The following is a 25,019-nucleotide window of genomic DNA, read 5'->3' as shown; positions in this document are numbered from 1 at the left end:
ATAGTTTTATTTTTTAACGGTGTAAGACTACCCACCAGGAACCCAGGCGGGTTTCCTTTAAGCCCAGTATTGTCCGCACTTTTTCCAACGATGCTTCGGGATCAGCCAGAGAAAACAGGCCAGTAACGCGTAGCTTGCTAAGATCGTTACCACCCAGAAATATACGGCCTGGACGGTAACGCTCAATTTCAGCGATCAATTCGCCTAACGGTTGATCCTTGACAATGACCCGGTGTTGGTGCCAGGCGCCGCTGAGTTCGCTATTGATCATTTCCGGTGGATTTAGCGTGCCGCTGCTTTGGGTGTAATGCAATTGCTGGTCTTGCTGGATGAAAGTCGGCGATGCTGATGTTTTTAGGCGATCTCCGTCGGCAGTCAGGCTGGCTGCAACTGTATGTTCCTGAACGCTGACATCAATATCGCCGGATGACTTCCTGTAAACCTCAAACACCGTACCCAAAGCCTGTACCTGAAGTTCGCCCGCGCTGACCGTAAACGGGCGGGTTTTATCCTTCGCCACGGTAAACTGGGCTTGGCCGTGGTGGAGAATAATTTGCCGAGAAGTGTCTTGATAATCAACCGAAACCGCCGTGTCGGTGTTCAAAAGCAATTGGCTACCGTCGGCAAGCTGGATGGTACGTTGTTCACCGGTGCCGGTGTGGTAGTCGCTGAGGTAATCGTCCCACAGGCTGGCTTGTTCGGGTAACACCAAAGTGATCGCGAACAACCAGGAGGCAGCCAATGCCAATGGCACGGCTATCCAGTTGCGAGTACTGCGCTTGGGGAGCAGCGGGATGGTGGCGCTTCCGGCAGGCTCCTGCTCGATTTTTGGGTTGGGTTTTGCCTCGGCGGTTTTCAATTGCACGGCTTGGGTCATGACATCGAAAAGGTCTTCGGCATCGCCGAAAGCGCTGGCATGGCTAAGGTCCTGGGAAAGCCACGCGGCAAATTCCCGAGTTTCAGCTTCGGTCAACTCGTGGGTACGCAGCTTGATCAGCCATTCAATGGCTTGTTGTTGCAAAGGCGGCAAGTCGTCTTCGGCGTTATAGGCAGGCATCAAGGTGTTCACAAATGGTGGTCGGTACTAAGTAAGACGCTTGACCGGGTTAAAGTTTTCACTTTAATGTGGTTTTTCATACTTTAGGTTCATTGTGTGCATTCAGCCTGAGCTGACAATGGCTCATGGCCTTAATCAGCAGCCGGTAGACTTGGACCTGGGAAACGCCTAAAGTGGAGGCAATTTGCGCTTGTGTCAGGCCATCGATGCTGTGCATGATGAAGGCGTTACGACAGTCAACGGCGAGTTCTTCCAGCGCAGCGTAAACAAGATGCAACTGTTGGCGAGCCATGACAATCCGCTCCGGCCCGCTGTCCGCCGTAGCTTGTTCATCAGCAAGGCCGCTGGAGTCAAGTTCCGCATCCACCATGACTTTTTGCCGGACTTTCATTTTCCGCTGGTAATCAGTGGCCAAATTGACGGCGATACTGAATGCCAAGGCACGGGCGTTATCAGGTGGAGTGGTTTGGATGAATTGATGGAAACGCAGGAAGGTTTCATGCGTCAGGTCGGCGGCGGCCTCCGGGCATTTGGTGCGCCCCGTCAAAAAATGCAACAACTCCTTGGCCAAGGCTTCGTTCCAGTATAAAGCCATATCAGGTGGCGAGGATGCTGTCATCGTGAATGTGGTCAGTGCAAAAATCGAGTGTTCCTGAAATTATCTTATAAATCACTAAATTTGGAAAGGTACCCGATGGGCGTTGCAGACGTAAACCGATCATCATCGATTTTAGCTGAGGAAAGGTTTTGATGAAACCTAATGATATTCCGAGAGGCAGGGCACGAACTGTGTGTGCCCTACCTGAAAGATTGACCTAAAGTTGAAAGGTCAATGGAGACTAATACTGGATATTAATCGATCCCATAAATGTACGCGGCGTACTGAAGGTAACAGCGCTATAGTTTGCATCTGATATGGGCACAGCATTGAAAATGTAGGATTTGTCCAGCAGGTTATCGATATTAAATTGCGCGGTTACTTTAGATTTTCCGACATTAAAACTATAGCCTGCCAACAGACCTACTAATGCATAGCCAGGGGATTTAAATTGGTTAAGGCCATCTAACACGCTATCTATTAACTTCACGCCGCCGCCGATTTTTAACCCTTTAAGCTCACCGTTCTGTGCTTCGTAAGTCGTCCATACGCTACTAATATTCCGGGGCGTAAGTTGGAGGCGGTTGCCGACGACAGCAGCGCCTTGGAGGTCATTACTTTTAGTGACGCGGACATCCTGATTGGCGTAAGTCGCAATCACGTTCCAGCCTGGCAAAATTTCACCCTGGATGTCGAGTTCCGGTCCCTTGCTACGCACCGCACCAACTGCAACGGTACAACTTAATGGCCCACCACCATTGCATTCATGGCCTGCTATGTAATCTGTCGTAGCAACATTCTGTTTGGTAAGGTCGTAATAAGCCAGCGTCGCCCTTAATCGGCCGTCAAAAAATTCGGCCTTGGAGCCAATTTCCCATTGTTGGGCGCTGGTTGGCGGCAGTGCTTTACCAGGTAAAGGATTTCCTGAGGGATCCAGGCCGCCAAAGGCGACACCAAACGGATTTGCGCCAAAATTTTCCGCATAATTACTATATAAAGTTAGCCACTTTTGGGCTTGCCATAATAAGCCGACCCGCGGCGTTACGGCATCTGCTGTAGTTGGTGGATTGTAATCAGCAATTGTGAATATCCCATTGGCGTCACCCGATTGTGTGACCTGGTGAATATATTGATACCTGAAGCCCCCCATCACATGAACGTTATAAGGCAACTTTATCTGGTCTTGCAGGTATAAGCCATAATTATCTACGTTTTGCTTAAAGGAGGATCTTATATGCGGATTGAGATCCGGTTGTCCTGGATGAATGGGGTTGTCAATGTTGATGCTTGAGACAGTGACGGGGTCATTGCCATAATCCATGTCCAAGCTTTTTTGCAAAAAGTCAGCCCGATAATAATCGCCACCCAACAAAAGCGTATGGTCAAGGAACCCTGTTTTAAAATGTCCCGTTAAATCCAGGATAGTCGCAATTGTGTCGTTATTAATATGGGTCGCGGAAACAGTTCGATCCGCTTGTCGGTTGTCCAGATTTATGAATCCAACTGTTACAATTTTCGGCAGGTTTTGATCGCGCCTTTTAAAATTGACCTGGTGCTTGATAGCCCAATCATCATTAAACTGGTGTGACCAATTTAAACCTGCGAATATTTCTTCGATCTCCAAAGGATTACGCTCATTCAGGTTCCGGTTGGGCGGCAAGTTCTGCAACTTGTTGTTGGCGAATGGTAAAACTTGGTAGTCGAAATTGGTATTCTGATGCTGGTACTCCATCTCTAGCGTAGCTTGGGTACGGGGACTAATATTCCACTTCATAATCGGCGCCAGAAATACATCCTCATTCTTAATCTGATCGCGAAAGGTATTATTGCTTTGGAAGGAAGCATTCATTCGGTACAACAAGGTGTCGTCTTTGGTTAATGGACTGGTCGCATCAATGCTGGTACGGAATAAGTCATAGGAGCCGAATTGCTGGGTTAATGAATAATACGGCGTAGCTTTGGGTTGTTTGGTAACAATATTGACCATGCCGCCTGGCTCGACCCGCCCATAAAGAATAGCTGCTGGCCCTTTAAGCACTTCGACACTTTCCACATTGGCAAACTGTTGGCTATTGGCAAAGCCGTTAAAGTTGTCCATCCGAAACCCGTTCCTGAACAAGGTGTTCGTTTGAAACCCCCGCAAAAACCACGCGTCACCGTTACCAGAATCATTACCTGAAATTGTGGTAACACCACTAACGTTATTCAAGGCTTGGTCAAGCCGGATCACCTGCTGGTCTTTAAGTACTTGCTTGGAAATCACTTGTACATTCAGCGGCGTTTCCATAATTGGCGTGTCTGTCTTAGTGCCGCTGGTGGCGTTGGGTAATAAATAGTCTTCGTTGTAGGGGTCTTTGACATCGTTGATGGTATTACCGACAACTGAAACCTTGGGTAAGGTGATTGGGTCGGAACTGTTAAGCTGTGATGCTGGAGGTGTCCGCGCTTTTTCCAGCGTCACGGTATGCTCATCAATAAATCGGTAGGTGTAACCACTGCCTTGCAGTAATTGCTCCAGCGCCTGCTTAGGCGTCAGGATGCCGTCCAGGGGTTTGGCATTCAAGTCCGATACTTTGGCGTCCGAGAACAACAATTTCAGATTGGCATCAGCGGCAAACTGCATCAAGGCGTTATTGAGCGATTGCGCAGGTATCCGGTAATGCTGGGCGCTATCGTCTGCCAGGGCCGTATTGCCTAAGAACAGGAATAGCAAAGTCAGTAAGCGAAGCTGCCTGTATTTGTGGTTCGGTTCTGCAACAGCGAATTTTCGGATGTTGGCTAGGGCTACAGAATTAACGGTTTTGCAGGTTATTGGAAGTGGCTCGCTCATGTACTCTCCTGAGAAATAAGATCAATTACCTTATTACCACGCGCGACCCCACTCAATTCCTTACCCAAATTTGAAAATATTTTTTAACATCAGGCTGCTAACTGTCTTTTTTTCAAAAAAATATCAACCTATCAATAAGATATGTTTTTACCTGAGGTAATTATTTTTTAGCTCAGGCTCATTTTGCTGAGTTTATGCAGAAGACATGACGCTGGCTTGGAAAAAACTGCGGAAACGTTTATCTCATTTATCGATGTCAGTCTTTGCTGAACTGCTTACCTATGCAGCCATACCCACAAGGGATTTAGCCGGGTTTCCTGCAAGCCCAACACCTTGTGGACACTGGATAGAATTTCCTCGGGATTATCCAACGGAAATACGCCGGTCACCGGCAGGTTTTCAAGTTCCTTATCGGCTAAATAAATCCGGCCAATCCGGTAACGGTTGAGCTCTTCAACCAATTCGCTTAATGGCCGATTATTGATGAACAGGCGATGTTGTTGCCAGGAACAGGTCAGGGCGGGATTAACTGGGATTGGTTGTGGCAATGCCCCCTCGCCTTGGTACGTCAATCGCTGTCCTGCTTCAATAGTGATCTGACTAGAAGGATCTTCCTTGATTAGAACACTTGGATTTTGGATTCTGGCGGCGACCGCATGTTCCTGGACAGTTACCTCGATCGAATCTGCTTCTTTCCGGTAGACGTCAAACACAGTCCCCAAGGCCCTGACCACTAAGGCATCGGTTTTGACTTCAAAAGGTCGCTGAATATCCTGAGCCACGGTAAAGCGGACTTGCCCATGGTGGAGGGTAATCAAGCGTTTTGAGGACTGATAGCCTACCGAAACCGCCGTGTTGGTGTTCAGCAGCAAATGACTGCCATCGGCCAACTGGATGTCCCGGATTTCACCTGTCTGGGTGTGGTAGTCGCTCATCAGGTTATCCAGTAGACTGGACTGCTCGGGCAATACCAAGCCAATTGCAACCAGCCAGGATGCAGCCAAGGCCAGCGGTATGATCAGCCAGGGTTTGACGACTTGTTTAGGTGCAGCGATTTTTGTCAGAGTTGACGCATTTTCTTGAGGTATCGGCTCGACATCGACGGGACGGGGGTGTCGAGCATAAAGGGTCATTTTGTTAAAAAAATCTTCGGCTTTGACGAAAGCCGCGGAATGAGCCGGGTCTTGCGACATCCAATCCGCAAAAGCATGAGTGTCCTCTTCGCTTAGGTTGCCGCCCCGCAGTTTTACCAGCCAGTCGACAGCTATTTCGGTGAGTGGATCCGACTGAGTATTTTGGGTAGAATTGGACATTAGACGCTAAGAAAACGCATTGGTTTTTTAAATAAGACGTGTAAGGGTAATAAATACTTACTCTGCGCCTGAAATAGAGCGGATGTCTTCATAAGCTATTACCTAGCCGTTTAATGCAATGGTTAATCGCCTTGGTCAAGTATTTATACACCGTGGAGTCAGAAATCCCCATGTGAACGGCGATTTCTTCGTAAGTCAATCCGTCAATGCTATGCAGCAAAAAAGCCGTACGACAATTGACGGGAAGCTCATCCAGGACATCATGAAACTGTTTGAGGCGCTGCCTGTCCATGACAATTTGTTCCGGACCGGGCGCTAAGCTCATACTCATATCAGCCAACTGATCCGGATCGACATCAACCATGACATTTTCCCGGACTTTGATTTTACGATGGTAATCAGTGGCTAAGTTGATGGCAATCCGATAGGCCAAAGCGCGAGCATTATCCGGCGGAGCTTCTTTAACAAAGTGATTTAGCCGAAGAAAGGTCTCATGGGTAAGGTCAGCGGCGGCCTCAGGGCATCTGATACGGCCCGTCAAAAAATGCAACAATTCCTTGGCCAAGGCTTCGTTCCAGTATAAAGCCATATCGGGTGGCGAAGATGCGATCATACTCATTGGAATCAAGAAACCACTAGCTTGCAGCTAAGGGCCTTAACAATCTTAGCGATGGTATCGAACTGAGGGTTACCAGCTGCTGCTAGAGATTTGTTCAAACTTGCTCGTGTAACACCGGCTTGCTTGGCCACTTTGGCCATACCCTTAGCTCGCGCAGTGGTATTAAGCGCGTGGATAAAATCGGATGAATTGCCGGCTTTCGATGTTTCACGTAAAAACTCTTGAATATCGGCGTCGATTTCCAAATGTTCGGCAATATCAAAAGCGGTAATGGTTTCAGTCATAAATAAACCCTCAATGTGTCCGGAATTCAGGGTTCTGATTACCCATAGTAAGTAAAATGCAGGCTGATTTTACTATTCGAGGGATGAGCAATACAAGCCGAATACAAATTAGGTTGGATACGAACTATGTATTTCGCTCCGTTTGAGAGTTGCGGCAGCGAGCTCAGTTTCCAGATACGCTATACCGCCATCGCAGGTAGGGTCAAGTACAAGCGCGCACTCTTTAGGTCTCGCTGGCTGGAATTTTACTCGGCAATTAAAAGGCCTGAAATAGTTCTTTTTGGGTATTTTAAAAGGGTTGAGATAGAGTTTAGTGAAGCTTTTCTGGCTTTATCCAGCTCACATACTTGACATACCGAAGTGAATTGGCAGTTGTGCACAATTAAATAATTATGGCGGCATGTAGTGCAGAATTGCAATTCCACTAGTCCTTTTCTTAAACTTTGAATGATCACCCACGCCTCATTGAAATTAGCTGGACGAATTTTCCCAAATGGCCGTTTATCCCGAATATGATCCGGAAAAATTTGGCAGAATGTATCCCACGCAAAAATGATTGCTGACACGTCCAATTGTGACTGAGTATCTGCTAGGCTGGTGCTTTGGAAAATGGATACAAATAATGCCAAATAAAGAAAAGATTCTCGGCAAATCGGGATGGTGGTGACAATCTGGATTTGACCAGACTGAGGTCTTTTTTGATGGATTGAGCGATAAATATAACGTAACTCACGAGTACTTATGGATTTAATTTGTGCTTTGACATAGGAAGTGCGTAATTTTCGCTTTAAAAGTTCATAGGCAAAATAATGATCTCGAAGATGGTCCTCATAGAAATAGCGCGTTTTCATCATTTTGTATTTGGGCTGGGCATAAGTTTTAAAAACTCTCGTGCACGAATCTCAGTTGCATCCTGATCAGGGGCGATTTTTTCATTATGAAGATAACTACTCCAGTTGGCTGCGCTGAACCTTGGAGTAAATGAAAGAATCTCTTTGCGAGCAATATTTTTTAATTGATAGGAGGGTAGTTTTTTTAGTATCGCGACAGCTTCCTGCGTTAAACCAAGACTGAACATAGCTTTATGTTCCATGCCTGCCAGCACCAACTTCTGCGCCAAGATTAGGTAATCTAAATGTAGGTTGTAGATATCTTCATCCATAAATCACCTCTCAAATCACATTCCTGATTTGTTCCGCCAAGGCAAGAACCCGACGTCCGTATAACATGGCAGCCGGAATGTTTTCCCAACTGTGGTATCGACCAATTCCCATCACAAGGTCATTAGGCGAAGATTGAATCGCTTCCGCCAATAGTCCGGCACCGATTTTCAGATTGGTAACTGGGTCTAATAAATCCTCGGGTTTACCGACACGATTTCCATGCCAGTGAAGATTAATTTGCATTAATCCAATATCGATATGCCGATTACCTTCGGCAATGGATTTTTTCAAAATGGCATGTGCCTGAGGTCGAGTATCAGATTGGATAGACTTCCCAGATTTGTTGATAGCCCAAGGCCATGGTGTGATTTTTGTCGTACCACCACTGTTAGCCGATTCGATTAATGCTACTGAGTAAAGAATATAGGGATCGAGTTCATGCTGTTTGGCTATTTGCCACCAAAGGGTATTTTGCAATTTTGTTGGCAAAAATCTCGGTTTATTAAGCTGATTTTCCGGAAGTGGTGTTGTCGATAAAGCCACATTTGGGTGCGCTAAGCAAGGCTGACTTAATACTGCACCGAACAAAAACGAGATAGAAATAATTGCCGAGAGATTATTGGCAAGTATCGACCTAAAGTGATTTTTCAAAATGCGGATTTCTGTCACGAAAAAAGGGTGAGTTAAATCTTTCATAGCAATGGCGTTTGAAACTTTGTGTTGATGACATGAGTTTACTGAAAAAATCCATACTTCAATCGTTCAAAAAAAGACCCTAATCGACCTATTTACTTGTTAAATTTTTACTGCATTCATTTATTTCAAACAAAATCAATACGTTATATTTAAACCGACATCAATTATCAATCTAATCCTCTGAAAGCCACGTCCGGTAAGACTTTGCACGAAATCTGACCCAAAAGGGTCACTTTGCGTGCGTGACGATTACCAATTTATTCCATTAGCATAGCCACCAAATTCATAACTAATGGCAGGAAAAAACATGTCGACTTTAGAAGAAGATCTGACGCAATTAAATTTTGAGTACCTGATGCTGGCTCGAGAATGCGCCAGAAGCAATCCCATGGAAGCCGCATGGCGATTTGGTTTAGATCCAGACCGAATTTCTGAATTTGCCGCATTGTCTATGGAGGAAATCAAAAACCAGTCATCTATTAACCGGGCTGTAATCACTTTGTTGCCAATTGGCCAGTTCGAAGCTTCAACCACGGCTTATGCGGCGTTGCTAATCCACACAGATCAAAGCCAGAACAAGGATGCTGTTTATGAGTAATGCTGGATTTGTTGATTTGTCGAAATTTGGAGCTGAACTAATGCTTGCCGAAAAGCTGTTTGCATTGGGAGCCAGAACTCATATGGTCTGTCATTTATGTGCTATTAGCAGAAAAACGGCGATACGCATTTATAAGATCGCAAATCAAGAATCACCCAAAAAGGGCTTGCTGCCTTGGGATGATCATTGGATTATCCGTTCATCGGTCAACAACCTGCATGCCTCAATTTTTTTAGGCATTATTCATGGCCATTTGAATTGTGCAACTTCCAATGTCGAATACGGTAAGCAGTTTGTAAATGCCTACGGGCTTTATTGCCGGGTGGTCGCCAATAATTCAAAGCCTAGTAGGCGTGAACAGAATTTCGAAAATTTCAGAGTGCTGGATATCAACCGCGCCTGGCAAATCATCCAGCAGTTCAAAACCCTTGAATTAGGTTTTACCGTTTGCCAAAAATGTAAAGCTCGACACTTAATCGTTAACAAAAAAGATGAGTTGTTTGATAAATGCCCAATTTGCGAAACCTGGACCGATAGTACTGGCCGCCGGCGCTGGATTTCATCGACTTAAAAAAATAATAAATTTCTTTGTTCAGGTCGCTAGTTGACGATCAAAGAGAATGTTCGTGAAGCCAGAAACCAAAGTTTGAAATTCGGAAAATGAAATTAATTAACAATATTTATTAAAATAATTTTGAAACTAATGTCGGATAATAATTTAATTTCTAAAGAACCCACCAATGCTGTAGAGAATTTATTATCAGAAATACTCACGGTACTTAAATCGGGTCAGCGCAAAAATAAACTTTGGTCTATTGATGATTTGGTAGATTACTTCCAAACTAGCAGAAGCACAGTTTCACGAAAAATTGTTTCCCGACCTGACTTTCCTGTTGCTATTCGCATTGATGGCGGTGTTCCGCGTTGGAAACCAAGTGAAGTTGAGAGTTGGGCTGAAAGACAGCGTGAAAAAAGATCCATTAAAAAATAAAACCAGGAACCGTTGGACTGTTAAACACAACTATCCTAATTTCTTTGCTAAATCTTCAGCTTTTTCACGATAATAAATTTGCAATGATCTTATATCTCTATGACCTACCATTCTAGCTAATTCCAGCATATTTAAAATTCCTGCTAATCTAGTTAGTGCCGTTGCTCTTGCATCATGAAAATGTGCATTTTCAATTTTACAGTCTATGCATGCCCTCCTAAACAGCGAGGAGAGAACATCTTTGTGAACATCGAATGGGCGAGGATGGTCTGCAAGGGTAGTCAACAACTCCACTGCACGGGAAGACAGAGGGACATCTCTAGCATCCCCATTTTTTGTAAGCGGTAATGTTACGATTCGTTTTTTTAAATTAACTCGCTTCCACTCAAGACCAGTAATTTCTTCACGCCTCATCGCTGTTTCAAGAGCAAACAAAAAAGCGCACGCAATAATCTGGCTCTTGGTAACAACCTCTGTACCCTGATATCCAAGCGCCAAACAAATTTGATCAACTTCATATTCAGCAAATAGACGTTCTCGGTGCCTAGGCTGGGGAGGCCGTCTGACATCATGAACTGGATTTGATTCTACCCACTGCCATTCTCTGCGTGCACACTCAAACAGAGCACTCCACAAATTCATTTCACGGTTAACTGTAGCGGAAGAAACCTCGGTTAACCTTTTATCTCGCCATTTTGCCAAAACAGGCGTGGTCACTTCCGACACTGGTAAGTTGGTTATTGCCAATTTTTTCCAAACATTAAATCTTATGATTTCCCATCGTGCACTCCGCTTTTTTGGAGTAACCTCAGTTTCATAGCGTTCAATTGCATCCAGTAAAGTTTTGTCGGGTAATGATGGCTTATCATCCTTTGAAAGAATTTCTATTTCAGTTTGAGCAGCCCAAGCCTGGGCTTGGGCTTTAGTCGGCCAAGTCGAGCACTTTGTGACCCCTTTTTTTCGAACCTGGACAAACCAGGATTTTCCGCGTTTTTGATAACTAGCCATGATGCAATTTTGATGCAATTTAATTGCATTTCATGCTACACGGTTACATAAAAACGGTAAAGCGGAAAAACAAAAAAGCCTGTAAAAACAGGCTTTTGACTTAAGATTACACACCATGCTACATGATGCATTTTTCTGTATTGGTACCGATGGCCGGATTTGAACCGGCACGACTTGCGTCACCACCCCCTCAAGATGGCGTGTCTACCAATTTCACCACATCGGCTTAATTCGCTTATTCTTTTGCAGCTGGTGCAGCACTAGGCGCTTGCTCAACTTCTTTAATAGCTGGTGCATCCGGTAATTTTTCTACTTGAACCGTTTCAGCAGCTGGTTTGCTTTGGTTTAAGGGTACATCAGAAACCGCTTTAGACTCTTCGATACTGATCGTATCAATAATATCTGCTTTTTTGCCACTATAGCCACTTAACATGGCCAAACCAAGACTGGTGGTAAAAAACAGGGCAGCAAAAATAGCCGTGGTTCTGGATAAAAACGAGGCAGAGCCTTGCGCACCAAAAACAGTTCCTGAAGAACCGCTACCGAATGCCGCGCCAGCATCAGCGCCTTTACCATGCTGCATTAAAACTAAACCGACAATACCAATGCCCAGCAAGATGTGAATTACAATAATAACTTGGTACAACATATAAATCCTAAGCCAAATAAACTAAACTGAATGGCAAATCTGTAAAAAGCCGTTTGCATCCAGAGAGGCGCCACCTACCAGCCCGCCATCTATATCAGGCATAGCGAATAAGGCTTTAGCGTTGTCTGGTTTGACGCTGCCGCCATACAGAATTTGCAGTTTTTCTGCGATTTCCGGATGGACACCGGCAATACGCTGACGAATATAATGATGAACTTCTTGCGCTTGTTCGTCACTTGCGGTTTTACCGGTACCGATAGCCCAAACGGGTTCGTAAGCAATAACAGCTTTAGAAAACGCTTCTATACCTGCGGTGGCTATAACAGTATCAAGTTGTTCGTCGATTACTTGAAAAGTTTTGTTTCCTTCTCTCTCTGCCAGTGTTTCACCCACGCATAACACGGGGATTACGTTTTGTTTGATTGCTTGTACAAAACGGTTGGCTACTGATTGATCGGTATCACCATAATAACTACGTCTCTCGGAGTGACCTACCAGCGCATATTTAATGCCAATATCAGCCAGCATGGCCGCAGATATTTCGCCTGTGTAGGCACCGGATGCTTGATCAGCGACATTTTGTGCACCTAGCGCAATAGCAGAACCTGCCAAAACCTTGCTTATTTCAGACAAATAGATAAACGGAACACAAACTGCCACTTCTTGCTGAACGTCACCCAAGCCTGCAGCCAAAGCTGACGCAAGTTGTTGTCCCTCTTGAAGAGAGCCATTCATTTTCCAGTTGCCCATTATCAAAGACCGCCGCATCACATACTCCGAGCTAAATAAAGCAGCGTATGATATACGCTGCAGACACTGATTTCAAGAAGTGATTGATTTCTTAACATCATTGGCAAGCTGAGTGGCGTATTTATTGACATCGTCCAAATCTACACCTTCCACCATTACCCTCACTAGCGGCTCTGTTCCTGACGATCTTAATAATACTCGACCTTTATCTCCCAGTTTTTTTTCTACGCTTGCTACTGCTTGTTTAACAGCATCGATTTCGTCGAGTTTGACTTTTTTTTCGGTTCTAATGTTGATTAAAACCTGCGGATACTTTTTCATACCCGACTTCAGCTCGTACAAACTTTTGCCTGTACGACGCATTTCTGCCAGCACTTGCAAAGCCGCAACGATACCATCACCGGTAGTCGTTTTATCCAGACAGATAATATGACCTGAGCCTTCGCCACCCAATATGCCTTTTTTCTCTGTCAACAACTCCATCACATAGCGATCACCAACATTGGCACGCAATAGTTGCACACCGATGGCATTTAAAGCATGCTCCATACCCAAATTGGACATTAAAGTACCCACAACTGGCCCGGATAACTTGCCCACTTCCAGACGTGACTTGGCAATGATATAGATTAATTCATCACCATCGACTATCTCGCCTTTATGATCAACCATAATAATGCGATCACCATCACCATCCAGAGCAATACCCAGGTCAGCGCGATATTCCATGACTTTGGCAGCTAAATTTTCCGGTTTGGTGGCTCCACATTCGTCATTAATGTTTAGTCCATCCGGTTCTGCTCCAATAGCAACCACTTCTGCGCCTACTTCTCTAAACACATGCGGTGCGATATGGTAGGTTGCTCCATTTGCGCAGTCTATAACGATACGCATACCTTTAAATTCAATTTGCGGAGGCACGGTAGCCTTACAAAATTCTATATACCGACCAGCAGCATCGTTCACCCGCTTTACTTTGCCCAGCTTTGCCGACTCGACTGTAGTCATGGGCGCTTCCAGATATTCTTCTATTTCGTGCTCAAGCTCATCTGGCAACTTGGTACCATTGACCGAAAAAAACTTGATGCCATTGTCGTAATAGGGATTATGAGAAGCACTAATAACGATACCTGCTTTGGCTCTTAATGTACGGGTTAGATAAGCAATGGCAGGGGTAGGCATAGGCCCTAGCATGCGCGTATCAACACCAGCCGCAGACAGGCCTGCTTCCAGTGCAGATTCGAACATGTAGCCCGATATACGTGTATCTTTACCAACTAGCACAAAACCATTGCCTTCTTTGGCAAATACTCGCCCCGCAGCCCAACCTAGTTTTAACATAAAATCGGCTGTAATTGGGTATTCTCCAACCTTGCCACGAATACCATCTGTTCCAAAATATTTTTTTGCCATACTCAAATCTCTTATTCAATCCAAAAAAAAGAGAGGCCGTAGCCTCTCTTATAATTTTTGCCTGATGATCTACTTAACCCTGCTCAGTCGCACCATCCAAAGTATGATCACTATTACCCTTACCCCAATGATCAACTTCAACGCCATCACTAGGAGTTGAGGAATCATCCCAACCTTTTGGATCTCTAACTGGTTTCCTGTTCATCAAATCATCAATTTGATACTTGTCTATGGTTTCATATTTCATTAAAGCCGCAGACATAGAGTGCAGAATATCTTCGTTTTCTTTAAGAATTTTCTCAGCTCTTTCGTAATTTTTGTCGATAATAGAACGGATTTCCTCATCAATAGTGTGAGATGTTTCTTCGGCAACCGACTTATGTTGCGTAACAGAACGTCCTAAAAAGATTTCACCTTCTTCCTCGCTGTAAGCCAATGGACCCAAACGTTGCGATAAGCCCCATTTAGTCACCATATTTCTGGCCAACTCTGTGGCGCGTTCGATATCGTTAGAAGCGCCCGTGGATACTTGCTCCCAGCCAAAAATCAGCTCTTCAGCAATCCTGCCACCATATAAGCTTGAAATCATACTGTCCAGCTTACATTTACTGGCACTGTACTGATCACGCTCAGGCAAGAACATGGTTACACCCAAAGCGCGTCCACGTGGCATGATGCTTACTTTGTAAACTGGATCGTGCTCAGGTACCAAGCGACCAACAATGGCATGCCCAGCTTCGTGATAGGCAGTCATTTTTTTCTCTTTTTCGTCCATCACCATAGAGCGTCTTTCCGCACCCATAATGAGCTTGTCTTTGGCTTTTTCCAAATCGATCATGCTCACTAAGCGCTTGTTAAAACGAGCCGCAAGTAAGGCCGCTTCATTGACCAGATTAGCCAGATCAGCACCAGAAAAACCGGGCGTACCCTGTGCAATGTATTTAACTTTAACATCTTCGGCAGCGGGCACTTTTCTTAAGTGCACATTTAAAATCTGCTCACGTCCTCTGACATCAGGCAAACCGACCACTACCTGACGATCAAATCGACCAGGTCGTAACAAGGCTTTATCTAAAACATCAGAACGGTTGGTAGCAGCAATGACAATAATGCCTTCGTGGCCTTCAAAACCATCCATTTCCACCAATAATTGGTTTAAGGTTTGTTCGCGTTCGTCGTTACCGCCACCTAAACCTGCTCCGCGCGAACGGCCCACGGCATCAATCTCGTCGATAAAAATAATACATGGTGCATGTTTTTTAGCTTGCTCAAACATATCCCGCACTCGCGAGGCACCCACACCAACGAACATTTCCACAAAATCTGATCCAGAAATGGTAAAAAACGGTACTTTGGCTTCGCCAGCAATAGCTCGGGCCAACAAGGTTTTACCTGTACCGGGAGGGCCAACCATTAAGGCACCACGCGGCACTTTGCCACCCAATTTTTGATATTTGGCCGGATCTTTTAAAAAGTCGACCATTTCTTCAACTTCTTCCTTGGCTTCATCACACCCGGCCACATCTGCAAAGGTGACTTTGTTCTGATCTTGTTCGAGCATGCGTGCTTTGCTTTTGCCAAAGCCCATTGCTCCACCACGACCACCAACGCCACCGCCCTGCATTTGCCGCATGAAAAATACCCATACAGCAATCAGTAACAAAATGGGACCAAAAGAAACAAAAATCTGCATGATCATTGACGGTTCTTCGGGCGGCTGTACAGTAATCTCTACGCCATTGGCCAGTAAATCGTCAATCAAGTGCGGATCATTTGGCATATAAGTCTTAAACTTATCACCCGTCTGCATCCGACCTTTGATAGTATTATCGGCAATTTGTACCTGTTGCACCTGCCCTGCTTTAACCGCATCTATCAACTGCGAGTAGGACAACGTGGAATCGGTTCTAATAGATTTTGAACCAAAGTTGTTGAACACTGCCATCAAAACGACTGCAATGACAACCCACAAAACTACATTTTTCATCATATCGCTCAAGTTACGCGCTCCGGCCCCGAACGGCCCTAGAATTTAAAAACCGAGTAATTCTATCAAGAATACTCGTATCTCCACCGCTCATCATAAACTGATCTGTGGTAAATTTCCTTAAAAAGAGAATAAATTTTTTGCTTTGTCAACTCCAAAAAAAGTATTTACTCGCAAAGCACCTATCTAAGCTGTTTGTAAACAGTTAGTTATATCGATTTAAATCCTTTCGCCAGAATATACACTTCGCTGCTTCTGGGACGCGAGGCTTTGGGTTTTCTGATGACTACGCTGGTAAAATGTTGCCTAACCTGCTCAAAATATTCATCAAAACCAGCGCCTTGAAACATTTTAATCAAAAACACACCGCCTTTACATAATATCGTTTTTGCAGCATCCAATGCCAACTCTCCCAGATAAATGGCTCTGGGCTGATCAACTTCTCTGTTACCACTTATATTGGGTGCCATGTCAGACAATAACAAGTGTACCTGCTCACCATTTAACACTTGATAAAGTTTTTCTAAGACTTCATCATCACGAAAATCTCCCTGTATAAAATCAACACCGGATATGGGATCAATATCCAAAAGATCTAAAGCAATGACTTTATTATTTTTACCCACTATTTTACTGGCATATTCTGACCAGCCTCCAGGGGCGGCGCCTAAATCGACGATGTTTATACCAGGGCGTATAATTTTATCTTTTTCCTGAATTTCTATCAGTTTAAAAACAGCCCGTGATCGATAACCTAACTGCTGGGCTTTTTTGACATATTCATCATGAAAATGTTCCTGCATCCATTGCTGGCTACTTTTACTACGTGCCATATTTTTTATTGGTGTAAAATATCGGGTTTATTAAAATCCAAGGAAGCAGAGTGAATTCCATTGAAAAGAAAAAGTTAAAAGCACAGGCTCACGCCTTAAATCCTGTTGTTATTATAGGTCAAGCTGGCTTGACCGATGCGGTTATTAAAGAAATAAATCTAGCCTTAGATGCCCACGAACTAATCAAAGTAAAAATCCGGGCAGAAAGGGATGAGCGTTTTGCCATTAAAGACCGCATATGCACCGAAACATTGGCGGAACATATACAGTCTATTGGTCAGGTAACCGTTATTTATCGAAAAAATCCAAAAAAATAAACTATTCCAGTGAGAGCATTACTGCTCTCTTTTTATTTAAATATACTGGATGGAAATTATTTCGTATTCAATATTTCCACCAGGTGCTTTAACCACTACGGTATCTTCAACTTCTTTACCAATCAAAGCCCGGGCAATAGGCGATCCAATTGAAATTCGGCCTTCTTTAATACTCGCTTCATCTTCGCCGACGATTTGATAGGTAACCACCTTACCAGTTTCCAATTCCTCAATCTCCACAGTCGCGCCAAACACAACTTTACCATTAGCGTCGGTTTTAGTGACGTCAATAATATTAGCATTCGATAGCTTACTTTCAATCTCAGCAATGCGCCCTTCAGCAAAACTTTGTTGTTCGCGAGCCGCATGATACTCAGCATTCTCTTTTAAATCGCCATGCGCACGCGCATCTGATATGGCCTGGATTATTCGTGGCCTAACCACAGATTTTAATTCTTCCAGCTCAGTACGCAATTTATTCGCACCCACCACTGTCAACGGCACTTTAATCATAGACTACTCCTAAAAATACTTCGAACACTCGTCCGTTAAAAAGTTTTATGCAAATCTTGCAAACTATTCACATCGCCAGCTGATAATTCACCTAAAGCATAACAAGCGGCTTTAGCGCCCGCCATGGTAGTGTAATAACTCACCTTACGCTGTAACGCTTCCCGGCGCATGGTAAACGAATCAGCCACAGCTTTAACGCCATCAGTGGTATTGACTATCAAATGGATTTCTCCATTTTTAATCATATCCACGGTATGTGGACGCCCCTCATTTACCTTGAATATTTCCTTGCACGGAATACCCGCCGCCTTTAAAACCCGCGCAGTACCGCGAGTAGCTACAATTTCGTAGTTTTTGGCAATCAGCATATTCGCCAATTCCGGCAATTTAGGCTTATCGGCATCACGGATACTGATCAGCACTTTACCACTCTGACTTAAATCAACCCCGGCTGCACGCTGCGATTTGGCAAAAGCCTCGCCAAAGGTTTTACCCACCCCCATGACTTCGCCGGTAGATTTCATTTCCGGCCCTAACAAAGGATCAACACCCGGAAACTTAATAAACGGAAACACCGCTTCTTTTACAGAAAAATAGCTGGGGATACGCTCTTCGGTAACGCCTTGTTCTTTTAACGATTTGCCCGCCATACAGCGCGCGGCAATTTTAGCCAATGGATAACCTGTTGCTTTGGAAACAAATGGCGCAGTTCTTGATGCGCGTGGATTAACTTCCAACACATAGATAGTTTCACCTTGAATGGCGAACTGGGTATTCATTAAACCTCGCACCCCTAAAGCTTCCGCCATTTTTGCAACCTGGGCTCGCAACTGATTCTGCATAGCCATGGGTAGATCATAAGGTGGCAATGAGCAGGCAGAATCACCGGAATGTACACCGGCCTGCTCAATATGCTCCATCAAGCCACCTATCAACAGTGTCTCACCATCATAAATAGCATCAACATCCATTTCTACCGCATCATCCAGAAATCTATCCAGCAAAACAGGTGAATCATTGGAAACACTCACCGCTTCTTTCATATAGCGACGGAGCCCTTCTTCGTTAAATACAATTTCCATAGCCCTTCCACCCAATACATAAGAAGGGCGCACCACCAATGGATAGCCAAGCTCTTTGGCTGAAATAACAGCTTGTTCAACGGAGCGGGCGGTTGCATTGGGCGGTTGTAACAGCTCAAGACGTTCCAGTAATTTTTGAAAGCGTTCACGATCTTCCGCCAAATCAATCGAATCTGGCGAGGTACCAATAATAGGCGCGCCAGCCGCTTCAAGAGCCCGTGCTAATTTCAGAGGTGTTTGCCCTCCGTACTGCACAATGACGCCTTTGGGTTTTTCCAGATCAATAATCTCCAACACATCTTCCAGTGTTAAAGGTTCAAAATATAAACGATCAGAGGTATCAAAGTCAGTAGACACCGTTTCAGGATTACAGTTAATCATGATGGTCTCATAGCCATCTTCCCGCAACGCTAAAGCGGCATGCACACAACAATAATCAAATTCTATACCTTGACCAATCCGATTTGGTCCGCCACCAAGAATCACAATTTTTTCACGATTCGTGGGCAGCGCTTCGCATTCTTGCTCATAAGTGGAATACAAATAAGCAGTATCGGAAGCAAATTCTGCCGCACAAGAGTCTATGCGCTTATAAACCGGACGAATTCCGTATTTATGGCGGATGGTACGTACTTCTGATTCTTTTGCGCCCAATACTTTCGCCAGCCTAGCATCAGAAAAACCTTTACGCTTCAGTCTAAATAACTCATCCGCATCCAACGTAGCCAAAACTTTGCTGGACAAGGCTTTTTCGGTAACCACTAAATCTTCAACCTGCGCTAAAAACCAGGGATCAATTTTGGAGGCTTCATGGATTTCATCAAACGTTAAACTGCTACGAAACGCATCAGCCAAATACCATAAGCGTTGCGACCCCGGATAACGCAGTTCTCTAAGAATGACATCCAGACTATTGGCATCCTCTAAATCAACGATTTCGTCAAGTCCATCCACACCCACTTCCAATCCGCGCAATGCTTTTTGCAAAGACTCCTGAAAGGTACGTCCAATGGCCATTACTTCACCAACAGACTTCATTTGTGTAGTCAGGCGATCATTGGCCTGTGGAAATTTCTCGAAAGCAAAGCGCGGTACTTTAGTAACCACATAATCGATACTGGGTTCGAAAGATGCCGGAGTTTTGCCGCCAGTGATTTCGTTGCTTAATTCGTCCAGCGTATAACCCACCGCTAATTTGGCAGCCACTTTGGCAATGGGGAAACCTGTCGCTTTAGAAGCCAGAGCCGAAGAACGAGAAACGCGAGGATTCATTTCAATGACAATTAAAGAGCCATCTTCAGGATTAATGGCAAATTGCACATTAGACCCTCCCGTATCCACACCAATTTCACGCAATACAGCTAAAGAAGCGTTACGTAACAACTGATACTCTTTATCGGTTAAGGTTTGTGCAGGTGCCACTGTTATAGAGTCGCCCGTATGCACACCCATAGGATCAAAGTTTTCGATAGAGCAGACGATAATACAATTATCTTTGGAGTCACGTACCACCTCCATTTCAAACTCTTTCCAACCCAATACCGATTGCTCGATCAATAATTCGCTGGTGGGCGATAAATATAAACCACGCTCACAAATTTCCAGAAACTCTTCACGATTATAAGCAATACCGCCACCGCTGCCGCCCATAGTGAACGAGGGACGAATAATGGTTGGATAGCCAACTTCTTCCTGAGCAGCCAAAGCTTCTTCCATGCTATGTGCTACTTTAGATTTAGAGACTTTAAGGCCAATTTTACGCATGGCCTCGTTAAACAAATGCCTATCTTCGGCTTTGTTGATGGCTTCCTTGCTGGCACCTATCATTTCCACGCCGTATTTTTCCAACACGCCGTGTTTATCCAGTGCCAAGGCACAATTAAGCGCCGTCTGTCCACCCATAGTCGGAAGTATGGCATCAGGACGTTCTTTTTCAATAATCTTTTCTACGGTTTGCCAATCAATAGGCTCAATGTAAATAACATCGGCCATTTCAGGATCGGTCATAATAGTAGCTGGATTGGAGTTAACCAGTATGACCCGAAACCCCTCTTCACGCAGCGCTTTACAAGCTTGTGTGCCAGAATAGTCGAATTCGCAAGCCTGACCGATAACAATCGGCCCGGCACCCAGTAATAAAATCGATTTTATGTCGGTTCTTTTTGGCATATGACTCTGTATAGAAAACTAGGCTAAACGCGGTGGGTTCATCAAGGTTATAAAATCATCAAATAATGATTCAACATCATGCGGGCCAGGACTCGCCTCAGGATGTCCCTGAAAACTAAAGGCTGGCTTATCGGTACGTTCAATACCTTGTAAACTGCCATCGAATAAAGAACGGTAAGTAGCACGTACATTATCAGGCAGCGACGCTTCATTGACTGCAAAGCCGTGGTTTTGGCTGCTGATCATTACCCGACCTGTAGCAATCTGCTGAACAGGATGATTGGCACCATGATGGCCGAATTTCATTTTTTCAGTTTTTGCACCACTGGCCAAAGCCAGTAATTGATGACCAAGGCAAATACCAAACAGAGGCATGTTATGCTCCAAAAGCTCCTGAATGGCAGCAATAGCGTACGCACAAGGCTCAGGGTCACCAGGACCATTAGACAAAAACACACCATCCGGCTTTAAGGCTAGCACCTCAGCAGCAGTCGTTGTGGCTGGCACCACAGTGACTCGGCAACCACGATTCACCAGCAAACGCAGAATATTGCGTTTAATACCAAAATCGTAAGCCACTACATGTTTATTTAAATGCGCTGCAACGCTGTGTCCTTGCCCTAATTGCCAGACATTTTCGGTCCATTCATAAGACTCAGTTGTGGTGACTTCTTTAGCCAAATCCATGCCTTTCAAACCTGCAAAGCCCTGTATGGCCTGCTGAGCTTGCGTCACATCAATATTATCACCAGCAATTATACATCCGCGTTGCGCCCCTTTATCGCGTAACAAGCGCGTCAATTGCCGGGTATCAATATCTGCAATCGCCACTACCTTGCGCTCACGCAGATAGTCAGGCAAACTTTGCTGCATACGCCAGTTACTGGCTAAAATTGGCAAGTCACGTATGACCAAACCACTGGCTACAACCTGGCCCGATTCGTCGTCTTCGGCATTAGTGCCGACGTTGCCGATATGCGGATAAGTAAGTGTGATAATTTGTCGGGCATAGGAAGGATCGCTAAGAATTTCCTGATAGCCAGTTAGAGCAGTGTTAAATACCACCTCCCCTACTGCACAGCCCTCAGCGCCTATGGATTTACCGTGAAACACCGTCCCGTCTTCTAGTACCAGTAATGCAGGTTTATTCAAGATTGGCCACCTTTAGATGTAGAAAACGGGATAAGCCTGACGACTCACCCCGTTCTGAAAAGATTAAAACTACAGCAATTTTACGAAATTATGGCTATCAGGTCATTAACAATTTTTCTTTTCTTATGTCTGATTCCATCTTTTCACCCCTCAGGTTACTATTAACGCTGATTTTTCAAAATAAATGGCACACATTATGTCTAAACCTGTAACCCCATTATTAGCGGCTGATACGCTTATCGAACTAATAGATTATCCACATCGCCCGTTTGTACTGATCGAACGCGCATATCCTCCCTATGGCTGGGCCGTACCAGGTGGATTTGTGGATGTTGGTGAAACCTTAGAGAGCGCCGCCATTCGCGAAGCGCAGGAAGAAACCGGGTTAATCGTCACTTTAAAAGTATTACTAGGTATTTATTCAAATCCTCTACGCGACCCCAGAAATCATACGGTAACCGCTGTTTATATCGCTGAAGCACATGGCACCCCTCTGGCAGCGGATGACGCCAAAAACTGTGGGCTATTTAGCTTTACGGATAACTTACCGCAACTGGCTTTTGATCATGCCACGGTATTAGAGGATTATCAGCGCTATCGGGAGACAGGGGTAGTTACACCATTAAGACCCTAACAACAGTGTAGTAGGATGATGGCATGGACTTCTCCCCACCCCTAACGGTGTCATAATGCACCTGGCAAATAAACAAGGGTAAGGAGAAATCCATGATCAAGAATAACGTAATTGGTTTAGATTTAGCAAAAAACATTTTTCATCTGGTGAGTTTTAATGCTGAACTGAAACAGATTAAAAAGAAAGTAAAGCGAGCGGATTTATTGTCGTACATAGCGAACTTGCCAGTCAGTATTATTGGTATGGAAGCCTGTGGAGGCTCGCATTATTGGGCGCGAGAAATCAAGAAACTGGGGCATGAAGTGGTATTGCTGAATGCCCGTTATGTGAAAGGGTTTGTGGTGGGCAATAAAAATGATTATAACGATGCAGAGGCTATTTGGACGGCAACACACCAACCGAAAAGACGAACAGTTTCGCTTAAGACGCTTGAGCAGCAAGATATTCAAATGCTGCATCGATTGCGTCAAAGTACAGTGGATGAACGGACGGCGGTGGCGAATCGAATTCGGGGTTTTTTAGGTGAGTGGGGAATTGTGCTGCCTATAGGCATCAATCAGCTCAGAACGCACCTCACTGAAATTATTGAAGATGCTGAGAATGGTTTAAGCGTGATCAGTCGAAATCTGTTTGCCAAACAGCTTGAAAAACTCAAGGAATTGGATAAAACGATCAAAGAGTATGATAAGCAGATTGATCAACTCTGTATTCAGAGCGAATTATGTCAACGATTTGTAGAGGTTCCAGGTATAGGAGCCATTACGGCTACTATGGCTGCATCGGATATAGGGGACGGTAAAGGCTATACCAAAAGCAAAAATTATGCAGCCAGTTTAGGCATTGTACCCAAACAGCACACGAGTGGTGACAAGGTGGTGTTGTTGGGTATCAGTAAACGAGGTAATGGCTATCTGCGAACTTTACTGATTCACGGCGCCCGATCAGTCTTGAAAAACTGCCAAGGTAAAACAGACTCGCTAAGTCGATGGTTGCAGGCGCTAATTGAACGACGTGGTTTTAACAAAGCGGCCGTCGCACTGGCCAATAAAAATGCCCGAATTTTGTGGGTAATGGCTACACAAAATAAGAGGTATGAGGTTAGGTCCGCCGATGTAGTCATGTCGTAGCGTGTAGGCCGGGTTATCCACGCCTTACCCAACACCTACACGTGATAGAAGGGTTCCGGTGTTGGGTAAGGCGTGGATAACCCTCAGTTGATATGATTAAAAGTGAATGGTGTAACACAGAGTAAAACAGATTGCGGAGGCAAGTAAATCCAATTGATGATAACAACAGGTCAGACCGGTGCTATTTATCCCGTTCAAGCACATAGATTTTAAAAATCGTTAGGATGTTTGTGGAAATAGCGCGCGAATACGTTCATCAAGGTTCAGTGGTTAAATTAATCAACCTCTAATTGAAACCGAATATATGGCGGCAATCTTGATTACTTTTGAAATCATTCATTTTGGTAAAATTTGTCTTGCAATAGGGGGGAAGTCCATATATGTACTGAACGAAGTGATGCGCATCAGTCGCGATCGATGCGCCTCCTGGCGTCGGCACATCCTATAAAAATTGTAATAATTCTCGTACACCCATTTTGTTATAGGTTATAGAGCAGTTTTCTTATCCCCATGGTGGGTTACAGACATCTATGCCTAAAAGCACTTCAGTTGCGCATCTAACCCACCCTACGCTGAGTAGTGACGAAATTTAGGGTTTGTAGACACCAGAGCGCAGTTTATCTTCATAATCTTGCTTGATGGTTTCCATTTCGACACTATTAAATTGCAACAGTGGCTCATCCTGCAACACTGAAGTTAAGGTACCTTTTGTTTGATAGCGTTCCAGCAGCTCTTTTCCAGACTCATACAGTTTAACGTTACGCTCTTCGCATGTGGTTAACTTTTGTTCTGTGGTTTGATGCTTATTATTTAAAACCGCCAGCTCGTTAGTCAGTTCATTTTTAGACTGATTGAGCACCTTGTATTTTTCTATTACTTCCAGCAGACGAGTATTCGTTTGCTCCAGACGACTTTGTACCTCGGTAGTACTGGTTTTTTGCGCCGTCAATTCGCTATCTACTTGCTGTTTGGCAGCCTCAGTGGATTTAATGGCTGCCATATGTTCTTTATTTTCTTTCTTCAGTTGCTCAACCTCAGCCAGCACTTTACTGGCTTCAGCTTTTGCTGCATCCCGTTCACTGGTCAGGCTTTTCACCATCATCTGTAGTTTTTGTACCGCACCACTATCAGCTTTACCCGCATCACGCGGCGCAGCACTTACACTGACAGCCAAACCACTTAGAAGCAAAAAAATAACAATAATCCTTTTACGAAAAACCTTCATGTTATATCCCG

General features: G+C 44.6%; 25 protein-coding genes and 1 tRNA gene. 6 read left to right on the top strand and 20 right to left on the bottom strand.

Annotated features, from left to right (window positions below):
- Positions 1 to 13: 13 nt before the first annotated feature.
- The 9 genes from ABH008_RS04245 to ABH008_RS04205 form a co-directional block, all read right to left on the bottom strand.
- The gene (locus tag ABH008_RS04245) at positions 14 to 877 is read right to left on the bottom strand and encodes a FecR domain-containing protein (RefSeq protein WP_347988607.1); all 864 of its coding nucleotides are present in this window, start codon (positions 875 to 877) and stop codon (positions 14 to 16) included.
- A gap of 256 nt (positions 878 to 1,133) precedes the next feature.
- Complete coding sequence (locus ABH008_RS04240; protein ID WP_347988606.1) at positions 1,134 to 1,676, bottom strand: sigma-70 family RNA polymerase sigma factor; 543 nt, start codon at positions 1,674 to 1,676, stop codon at positions 1,134 to 1,136.
- Between the two features lie 220 nt (positions 1,677 to 1,896).
- Complete coding sequence (locus ABH008_RS04235; protein ID WP_347988605.1) at positions 1,897 to 4,485, bottom strand: TonB-dependent receptor; 2,589 nt, start codon at positions 4,483 to 4,485, stop codon at positions 1,897 to 1,899.
- Between the two features lie 275 nt (positions 4,486 to 4,760).
- Positions 4,761 to 5,798 (bottom strand): FecR family protein, encoded by a 1,038-nt coding sequence (locus tag ABH008_RS04230; protein ID WP_347988604.1) that lies wholly within the window; start codon positions 5,796 to 5,798, stop codon positions 4,761 to 4,763.
- Between the two features lie 88 nt (positions 5,799 to 5,886).
- Positions 5,887 to 6,417 (bottom strand): sigma-70 family RNA polymerase sigma factor, encoded by a 531-nt coding sequence (locus tag ABH008_RS04225; protein ID WP_347988603.1) that lies wholly within the window; start codon positions 6,415 to 6,417, stop codon positions 5,887 to 5,889.
- Between the two features lie 5 nt (positions 6,418 to 6,422).
- On the bottom strand, positions 6,423 to 6,701 hold the full coding sequence (locus ABH008_RS04220; RefSeq protein WP_347988602.1) for an addiction module antidote protein: 279 nt from the start codon (positions 6,699 to 6,701) through the stop codon (positions 6,423 to 6,425).
- Positions 6,702 to 6,946: 245 nt separating this feature from the next.
- Positions 6,947 to 7,555, bottom strand: a complete 609-nt coding sequence (locus tag ABH008_RS04215; protein WP_347988601.1) for a FlhC family transcriptional regulator — start codon at positions 7,553 to 7,555, stop codon at positions 6,947 to 6,949.
- On the bottom strand, positions 7,552 to 7,863 hold the full coding sequence (locus ABH008_RS04210; protein ID WP_347988600.1) for a flagellar transcriptional regulator FlhD: 312 nt from the start codon (positions 7,861 to 7,863) through the stop codon (positions 7,552 to 7,554). Before ABH008_RS04210 ends, ABH008_RS04215 begins: the two co-directional genes overlap by 4 nt.
- A 10-nt stretch (positions 7,864 to 7,873) precedes the next feature.
- Positions 7,874 to 8,560, bottom strand: coding sequence for a transglycosylase SLT domain-containing protein (locus tag ABH008_RS04205; RefSeq protein ID WP_347988599.1), 687 nt, complete (start codon positions 8,558 to 8,560; stop codon positions 7,874 to 7,876).
- 307 nt (positions 8,561 to 8,867) lie between these two features.
- Between ABH008_RS04205 and ABH008_RS04200 the strand changes: the two genes are divergently transcribed.
- The 3 genes from ABH008_RS04200 to ABH008_RS04190 all read left to right on the top strand — a co-directional run bounded on the left by ABH008_RS04200 (position 8,868) and on the right by ABH008_RS04190 (position 10,149).
- Complete coding sequence (locus ABH008_RS04200; RefSeq protein WP_347988598.1) at positions 8,868 to 9,158, top strand: hypothetical protein; 291 nt, start codon at positions 8,868 to 8,870, stop codon at positions 9,156 to 9,158.
- On the top strand, positions 9,151 to 9,729 hold the full coding sequence (locus ABH008_RS04195; protein WP_347988597.1) for a FlhC family transcriptional regulator: 579 nt from the start codon (positions 9,151 to 9,153) through the stop codon (positions 9,727 to 9,729). The genes ABH008_RS04200 and ABH008_RS04195 overlap by 8 nt, the downstream gene beginning before the upstream one ends.
- Positions 9,730 to 9,861: 132 nt before the next feature.
- Positions 9,862 to 10,149, top strand: a complete 288-nt coding sequence (locus ABH008_RS04190) for a hypothetical protein (protein WP_347988596.1) — start codon at positions 9,862 to 9,864, stop codon at positions 10,147 to 10,149.
- A gap of 30 nt (positions 10,150 to 10,179) precedes the next feature.
- Here the strand turns inward: ABH008_RS04190 and ABH008_RS04185 are convergent, their stop codons facing one another.
- The 7 genes from ABH008_RS04185 to rlmE form a co-directional block, all read right to left on the bottom strand.
- Complete coding sequence (locus ABH008_RS04185; RefSeq protein ID WP_347988595.1) at positions 10,180 to 11,157, bottom strand: integrase; 978 nt, start codon at positions 11,155 to 11,157, stop codon at positions 10,180 to 10,182.
- A gap of 141 nt (positions 11,158 to 11,298) precedes the next feature.
- Positions 11,299 to 11,383 (bottom strand) — tRNA-Leu (locus ABH008_RS04180).
- Positions 11,384 to 11,392: 9 nt separating this feature from the next.
- Positions 11,393 to 11,806, bottom strand: a complete 414-nt coding sequence (gene secG / locus ABH008_RS04175; RefSeq protein WP_347988594.1) for a preprotein translocase subunit SecG — start codon at positions 11,804 to 11,806, stop codon at positions 11,393 to 11,395.
- Positions 11,807 to 11,827: 21 nt separating this feature from the next.
- Positions 11,828 to 12,574 carry a triose-phosphate isomerase gene (gene tpiA, locus ABH008_RS04170; protein WP_347988593.1) on the bottom strand — a complete coding sequence of 249 codons (747 nt, stop codon included), beginning with the start codon at positions 12,572 to 12,574 and terminating at the stop codon, positions 11,828 to 11,830.
- A gap of 54 nt (positions 12,575 to 12,628) precedes the next feature.
- Positions 12,629 to 13,969, bottom strand: a complete 1,341-nt coding sequence (glmM, locus tag ABH008_RS04165; protein WP_347988592.1) for a phosphoglucosamine mutase — start codon at positions 13,967 to 13,969, stop codon at positions 12,629 to 12,631.
- 73 nt (positions 13,970 to 14,042) lie between these two features.
- Positions 14,043 to 15,959 carry an ATP-dependent zinc metalloprotease FtsH gene (gene ftsH, locus ABH008_RS04160; protein ID WP_347988591.1) on the bottom strand — a complete coding sequence of 639 codons (1,917 nt, stop codon included), beginning with the start codon at positions 15,957 to 15,959 and terminating at the stop codon, positions 14,043 to 14,045.
- Between the two features lie 206 nt (positions 15,960 to 16,165).
- A complete protein-coding gene (rlmE, locus tag ABH008_RS04155; protein ID WP_347988590.1) occupies positions 16,166 to 16,789 on the bottom strand; it encodes a 23S rRNA (uridine(2552)-2'-O)-methyltransferase RlmE in 624 nt (207 codons plus the stop codon).
- Positions 16,790 to 16,839: 50 nt separating this feature from the next.
- Here rlmE and yhbY point away from each other — a divergent pair, with 50 nt between their 5' ends.
- On the top strand, positions 16,840 to 17,106 hold the full coding sequence (gene yhbY, locus ABH008_RS04150; protein ID WP_347988589.1) for a ribosome assembly RNA-binding protein YhbY: 267 nt from the start codon (positions 16,840 to 16,842) through the stop codon (positions 17,104 to 17,106).
- 36 nt (positions 17,107 to 17,142) lie between these two features.
- Here the strand turns inward: yhbY and greA are convergent, their stop codons facing one another.
- From greA to carA, 3 genes are read right to left on the bottom strand one after another with little or no spacing between them, the layout of a single operon-like run.
- Entirely contained in the window at positions 17,143 to 17,619 is a 477-nt protein-coding gene (greA, locus tag ABH008_RS04145) for a transcription elongation factor GreA (RefSeq protein WP_347988588.1), read from the bottom strand.
- A gap of 35 nt (positions 17,620 to 17,654) precedes the next feature.
- Positions 17,655 to 20,870, bottom strand: a complete 3,216-nt coding sequence (gene carB, locus ABH008_RS04140; protein WP_347988587.1) for a carbamoyl-phosphate synthase large subunit — start codon at positions 20,868 to 20,870, stop codon at positions 17,655 to 17,657.
- A gap of 18 nt (positions 20,871 to 20,888) precedes the next feature.
- The gene (gene carA / locus ABH008_RS04135) at positions 20,889 to 22,022 is read right to left on the bottom strand and encodes a glutamine-hydrolyzing carbamoyl-phosphate synthase small subunit (protein WP_347988586.1); all 1,134 of its coding nucleotides are present in this window, start codon (positions 22,020 to 22,022) and stop codon (positions 20,889 to 20,891) included.
- A 196-nt stretch (positions 22,023 to 22,218) separates the two neighbouring features.
- On the opposite strand from carA, the gene ABH008_RS04130 reads away from it, so the two are divergent.
- Together ABH008_RS04130 and ABH008_RS04125 are read left to right on the top strand one after the other, a co-directional pair.
- Positions 22,219 to 22,656: an NUDIX hydrolase gene (locus tag ABH008_RS04130; RefSeq protein WP_347988585.1), complete on the top strand. Its 438-nt coding sequence runs from the start codon at positions 22,219 to 22,221 to the stop codon at positions 22,654 to 22,656.
- A 92-nt stretch (positions 22,657 to 22,748) separates the two neighbouring features.
- Complete coding sequence (locus ABH008_RS04125; RefSeq protein WP_347985910.1) at positions 22,749 to 23,783, top strand: IS110 family transposase; 1,035 nt, start codon at positions 22,749 to 22,751, stop codon at positions 23,781 to 23,783.
- A 589-nt stretch (positions 23,784 to 24,372) separates the two neighbouring features.
- On the opposite strand, the gene ABH008_RS04120 is transcribed toward ABH008_RS04125, so the two are convergent.
- A complete protein-coding gene (locus tag ABH008_RS04120; protein WP_347988584.1) occupies positions 24,373 to 25,008 on the bottom strand; it encodes a hypothetical protein in 636 nt (211 codons plus the stop codon).
- Positions 25,009 to 25,019: the final 11 nt, after the last annotated feature.

The organism is Methylomonas sp. AM2-LC, assembly GCF_039904985.1.
Classification (GTDB): Bacteria; Pseudomonadota; Gammaproteobacteria; order Methylococcales; family Methylomonadaceae; genus Methylomonas.
Note: the sequence above shows the minus strand (reverse complement) of the source record. Positions and strands in the feature narration are given on the sequence as shown.

Bases quoted from the DNA above. Each gene is read 5' to 3' on its own strand.
- ABH008_RS04245 (WP_347988607.1), bottom strand. From the start codon at position 877: ATGACCCAAGCCGTGCAATTGAAAACCGCCGAGGCAAAACCCAACCCA.
- ABH008_RS04240 (WP_347988606.1), bottom strand. From the start codon at position 1,676: ATGACAGCATCCTCGCCACCTGATATGGCTTTATACTGGAACGAAGCC.
- ABH008_RS04235 (WP_347988605.1), bottom strand. From the start codon at position 4,485: ATGAGCGAGCCACTTCCAATAACCTGCAAAACCGTTAATTCTGTAGCC.
- ABH008_RS04230 (WP_347988604.1), bottom strand. From the start codon at position 5,798: ATGTCCAATTCTACCCAAAATACTCAGTCGGATCCACTCACCGAAATA.
- ABH008_RS04225 (WP_347988603.1), bottom strand. From the start codon at position 6,417: ATGAGTATGATCGCATCTTCGCCACCCGATATGGCTTTATACTGGAAC.
- ABH008_RS04220 (WP_347988602.1), bottom strand. From the start codon at position 6,701: ATGACTGAAACCATTACCGCTTTTGATATTGCCGAACATTTGGAAATC.
- ABH008_RS04215 (WP_347988601.1), bottom strand. From the start codon at position 7,555: ATGATGAAAACGCGCTATTTCTATGAGGACCATCTTCGAGATCATTAT.
- ABH008_RS04210 (WP_347988600.1), bottom strand. From the start codon at position 7,863: ATGGATGAAGATATCTACAACCTACATTTAGATTACCTAATCTTGGCG.
- ABH008_RS04205 (WP_347988599.1), bottom strand. From the start codon at position 8,560: ATGAAAGATTTAACTCACCCTTTTTTCGTGACAGAAATCCGCATTTTG.
- ABH008_RS04200 (WP_347988598.1), top strand. From the start codon at position 8,868: ATGTCGACTTTAGAAGAAGATCTGACGCAATTAAATTTTGAGTACCTG.
- ABH008_RS04195 (WP_347988597.1), top strand. From the start codon at position 9,151: ATGAGTAATGCTGGATTTGTTGATTTGTCGAAATTTGGAGCTGAACTA.
- ABH008_RS04190 (WP_347988596.1), top strand. From the start codon at position 9,862: ATGTCGGATAATAATTTAATTTCTAAAGAACCCACCAATGCTGTAGAG.
- ABH008_RS04185 (WP_347988595.1), bottom strand. From the start codon at position 11,157: ATGGCTAGTTATCAAAAACGCGGAAAATCCTGGTTTGTCCAGGTTCGA.
- secG (WP_347988594.1), bottom strand. From the start codon at position 11,806: ATGTTGTACCAAGTTATTATTGTAATTCACATCTTGCTGGGCATTGGT.
- tpiA (WP_347988593.1), bottom strand. From the start codon at position 12,574: ATGCGGCGGTCTTTGATAATGGGCAACTGGAAAATGAATGGCTCTCTT.
- glmM (WP_347988592.1), bottom strand. From the start codon at position 13,969: ATGGCAAAAAAATATTTTGGAACAGATGGTATTCGTGGCAAGGTTGGA.
- ftsH (WP_347988591.1), bottom strand. From the start codon at position 15,959: ATGATGAAAAATGTAGTTTTGTGGGTTGTCATTGCAGTCGTTTTGATG.
- rlmE (WP_347988590.1), bottom strand. From the start codon at position 16,789: ATGGCACGTAGTAAAAGTAGCCAGCAATGGATGCAGGAACATTTTCAT.
- greA (WP_347988588.1), bottom strand. From the start codon at position 17,619: ATGATTAAAGTGCCGTTGACAGTGGTGGGTGCGAATAAATTGCGTACT.
- carB (WP_347988587.1), bottom strand. From the start codon at position 20,870: ATGCCAAAAAGAACCGACATAAAATCGATTTTATTACTGGGTGCCGGG.
- ABH008_RS04130 (WP_347988585.1), top strand. From the start codon at position 22,219: ATGTCTAAACCTGTAACCCCATTATTAGCGGCTGATACGCTTATCGAA.
- ABH008_RS04125 (WP_347985910.1), top strand. From the start codon at position 22,749: ATGATCAAGAATAACGTAATTGGTTTAGATTTAGCAAAAAACATTTTT.
- ABH008_RS04120 (WP_347988584.1), bottom strand. From the start codon at position 25,008: ATGAAGGTTTTTCGTAAAAGGATTATTGTTATTTTTTTGCTTCTAAGT.